3 protein-coding genes and 2 pseudogenes are annotated in these 3,909 nt (G+C 34.8%); 2 read left to right on the top strand and 3 right to left on the bottom strand.

The window, feature by feature from the left end:
- Positions 1 to 399 precede the first annotated feature (399 nt).
- Positions 400 to 897: pseudogene (locus RM529_RS16295) on the top strand (type 1 glutamine amidotransferase domain-containing protein); the annotation flags it as partial.
- A gap of 158 nt (positions 898 to 1,055) precedes the next feature.
- On the opposite strand, the gene RM529_RS16290 reads toward RM529_RS16295, so the two are convergent.
- The 3 genes and pseudogenes from RM529_RS16290 to RM529_RS16280 form a co-directional block, all read right to left on the bottom strand.
- Positions 1,056 to 2,189, bottom strand: coding sequence for a low temperature requirement protein A (locus RM529_RS16290; protein WP_311485799.1), 1,134 nt, complete (start codon positions 2,187 to 2,189; stop codon positions 1,056 to 1,058).
- Between the two features lie 118 nt (positions 2,190 to 2,307).
- Positions 2,308 to 2,532 carry a hotdog family protein gene (locus tag RM529_RS16285; RefSeq protein ID WP_311485798.1) on the bottom strand — a complete coding sequence of 75 codons (225 nt, stop codon included), beginning with the start codon at positions 2,530 to 2,532 and terminating at the stop codon, positions 2,308 to 2,310.
- 284 nt (positions 2,533 to 2,816) lie between these two features.
- Positions 2,817 to 3,167, bottom strand: a pseudogene (locus RM529_RS16280) (transposase); the annotation flags it as partial.
- A 329-nt stretch (positions 3,168 to 3,496) separates the two neighbouring features.
- Between RM529_RS16280 and RM529_RS16275 the strand changes: the two are divergent.
- Positions 3,497 to 3,880, top strand: coding sequence for a helix-turn-helix domain-containing protein (locus tag RM529_RS16275; protein ID WP_034887612.1), 384 nt, complete (start codon positions 3,497 to 3,499; stop codon positions 3,878 to 3,880).
- The last annotated feature ends 29 nt before the right edge of the window (positions 3,881 to 3,909 follow it).

Raw genomic sequence — 3,909 nt, 5'->3', positions numbered from 1 at the left:
CGCCGTTTGCTGTTCCCTTTTTTGATGCTGATACAGTTGCTAATATTTAGAATTAGGGAAGGTTTATAAAAAGGAGGGACGACTGGCTTATGCAACCTGGACTAACTTCTAAATATTGGTATTTTGCATTACAAAAAAGGTAAGGACAGCAACGGCCGGAAGGAAATGGAGATACTGAAATTGAAAAACAACCGGAAGCGAAGTAAATGAGTGAATGGAATTCCGATTTAGCGGGCGTCCTTTTTTACTTAGTTTTAAGTATAAGACTACATGAGGACAGGCAACTACTTATATAACTGATCATCATTAGGAAAATGAAAAGGATACCCAAGATATTCTTAGGGAAACACCACTATTCCCCATTTTAAGTATAATTACACTTTCTTATACTTTTAACCAGATTTCCAAACTCCAGCAACCATAAAATTTAATGATGATAAAGAAACTCAAGAGATCTTATCTAAAACAATAAAATTGGAAACTGTAAATCAAGCAGATTATGACGCAGTATTTTATCCTGGTGGACACGGTCCTTTATGGGATTTAGCTGAAGATGAAAACTCAACTGCCTTAATAGAAGATTTTTATAACAACAATAAACCTATTGCTGCTGTTTGTCACGCTCCTGCAATTTTTAAAAACACAAAAAATACGGATGGGACATCTTTGGTTAATGGGAAAAAAGTAACTGGATTTACAAACGGAGAAGAAGAAGCTGTTCAACTAACTTCTGTTGTTCCATTTTTGGTTGAAGATATATTAAAGAGTAATGGTGGAATTTACACTAAAAAAGCAGACTGGAATCCTTATGCGGTCGAAGATGGTTTATTAATAACTGGACAAAATCCTGCATCTTCAGAACTAGTTGCCGAACTATTACTAGAAAAGTTAAAGTGAAAACTACTCACAACAACACGTGAATAAGTAATAGCGACTTGGTTTTTTAATCCAAGTCGCTATTCTTTTTTATTTTGTAAATTACTTTGCAAAAGTGATCGCAAAAATTTCGCTAATATTCATACACAAATACGCGTTGTACGCAAGCCTATATAATTTTATTCTTTCGAAACATACTCAGATATATCCTTGGTTAAGATAAACTTGAAATTGGCAAACGTGTAAAACAGCATACCTATTGTAATTCCAACAAGCGTATATTCCATTTTTGGCAAAAAGGTAGATGCTATGGTTATAAAAATACATACCAGTGTATTAATTGTCATCCTTTTACGGAAGGGAGGAATAAAAACAATATAAACGGTTTGTTTTCCGATATAAAAAAAGCTCATTCCCGTAATCGCCAGAATTCTAAACTCATCCATATTTAGATCATTTAAAATAGCATGTCGAATCACATTAGCCAAGATTACAAAACCCATAGCTAAAAACAAGTGGGAATACAACATAGGAAACCCGTTGGTCATAGATTTAATCCGCTCATTAACATGAAAACTATCATAATATATCCACCAAATAAGGCCAATCATAATAAAACCCGTAACTGCCGCCACAATACTTAAAATGTCCCAATTGACATTTCTTAAAGTACCTGTAAGACTTATAATAGATTCTCCCAGAAGTATTATTGAAAATAATCCTATTCGTTCTACCATATGTTCGCGATGGACTGGTTTTGGTTTCTCCAAATTCCGTGTACTTACAAGATAAATACCGAGCATTTCAACTAGAATTCCTGAAACCAAAACAATTTCCCTTAAGGGTGTTTCCAAGGAAATGGAAATAGCTGAAATTCCCGTGCCTAAAAGAATTATATAACCACTTTTCCTAGCATAACTTACAGAGTGCTGGTCTTGATTAGATGCTCTAAAAAATAAAAACACCAATATTAACTTTATAACCGCATAAAAACCGACAAAGGCAGGATAATCCTGAAAGAGATCATCTCCAAAAAATGCAGACATGATTATCATCAAGAACATAATTGTAAGACTAAAGATTCTTTCAGTCCTATTATCATGATTGAATCGATTGGAAAATAAGGTATGTACGATCCAGATCCACCAGATCACAATAAATTGTAAAGGGAATAGCCAAATCTGTTCAGGAGTTAAATGGTTATTATGAGTATGCGCCAGAGAATGAGTTACTACTCCAATGCTGGATACAAAAACAAGGTCGAAGAATAGTTCTAGCCAAGTAGCATGTCGGTGTTTTAGAAAATATTCCAAATATTCAATTTTCAGGATTTACTTTTAATGAAGTTGTAAGCGACTTTTCCTTCAGCAACCACTTAACCTTCCTGGAAAGCCTGCATACTTGTTGCTGTTAGTCTATTGCCCAAATGTACTAAATTATCTTAAAATAATTAAATGCTTTTGCACCTTGTAAATCATCAATTCTGAGATCAATAGTTGCTAATTTATCTTCTTTAGAAATAAAATTGGCAATTCCAACCATTCCACCTACTGAATCCATTATTAGATCAATAACGCCACCGTGCCACCTGCTTCTTCGAATGTCTCCTACCAATTCTTCCCTGTAAGGTAATAAAAGCCGTACTGGCTGAACCAAAAACCAAAGTTGTACAAATGAAAGCGCTAATATATTAATGGAAAAATGTTTAGCAGATTCTAAAGAAATGGCAGTAAAATATCCTGATTTGACTAAAGGGTATTGTAAATGATCAACTGCAAAGATTCAAGCGGAATACATCGAGATTATTAAAATTGGAATTGAAGAACAAAAGCAAAAGTTATTACCAGTATTTCCAAGCTGCTTGTCGGATTACCAAAATAATGTGAAAAAGCATAATTAAAACATTAATACTAATAAGCCTGCGCACAACAAAGACGAGACAATTCTTCTAGGAAGAGTTGTCGTGTACGACTGATGGTAGAATGCCAGGGTAGCTCTTCATCAATATCATACCCGATGAAATACAAGATATCCAGCCGCATACTGCAATGTTCGATAAGTTTGCGGTCACTGATGATATTCTCTAAATAGCCCACCAGGCAAAGTTTAAAGAACACCACCGGATCTATACTCTTCTGACCGCTGCTGCCATAAAAGCCACGTGTAAGATCATAGAGAAAATCTAAGTGTAAGGATTCTTTCAATCGGCGGTAGAAATCAGTGACCGGCACCCGCTCACTCAGCTGAAAACTGTTGAACAGCTGTTCTTGATATACTTTTTTTCCTTGCATACCATGAAATTAGAACACAACTGTAAATTAAGTATAACCGTATGTTAGCTTTTTGCTAACTTGTGCAACAGGCACAATGTGTATAAGCAATAGCGGGTTAAGTGCTTAATTCAAGGTTATTGCATTTAATCCGCAAAAACCAATTTTTTATTTGCTTTTAAAATGTAAATTAGCAAATAGATAAAATGATTTTGCTTAAATTAGTACAAAGTTGAGAGTTCAGTCTTTCTAATCCGCTCCTTCACAAAGCCCTTTTCCGTTGTGCGTCAGCTTAAAAAATCTATCGTACCAAAATAGGTTGACTAAAATTTAAACACTTTTAGTATCCTATGGACACACAAAACAATCAGCCCTGCCGAAAAAGAAACGGTAAAGAAACCTCTTTTGAATTCAAGATTTTCGTCATTCAGCAAATTGCCAACGGACAAATTTCTGCTAACTTTGCTTCCAAGAAATACAACATTTCCAAAAGTACAATCGCCTATTGGCAAAAGAAACTATCCAATTATATGACCGAAAAAAAATACAGAAGCAAAGACGATGAGATTAAAGCATTACGCGAAAAAACCTACGATTTAGAAGGCATCAAAGACTTCCAGCAAGACATCATCATTGAGTTTGAACGAGTTACCGGAAAGGAACTCTCAAAAAAGTTCTTGCCCGGGAAATTGGCAAACGAGATTCAGCGCAAAAAGAAAAAATTAAAGGATTAAAACCTTTTAAGAAACGCTGGATATACCAA

It is taken from the genome of Autumnicola edwardsiae (genome assembly GCF_031846505.1).
Taxonomy (GTDB): Bacteria; Bacteroidota; Bacteroidia; order Flavobacteriales; family Flavobacteriaceae; genus Autumnicola; species Autumnicola edwardsiae.
Note: the sequence above shows the minus strand (reverse complement) of the source record. Positions and strands in the feature narration are given on the sequence as shown.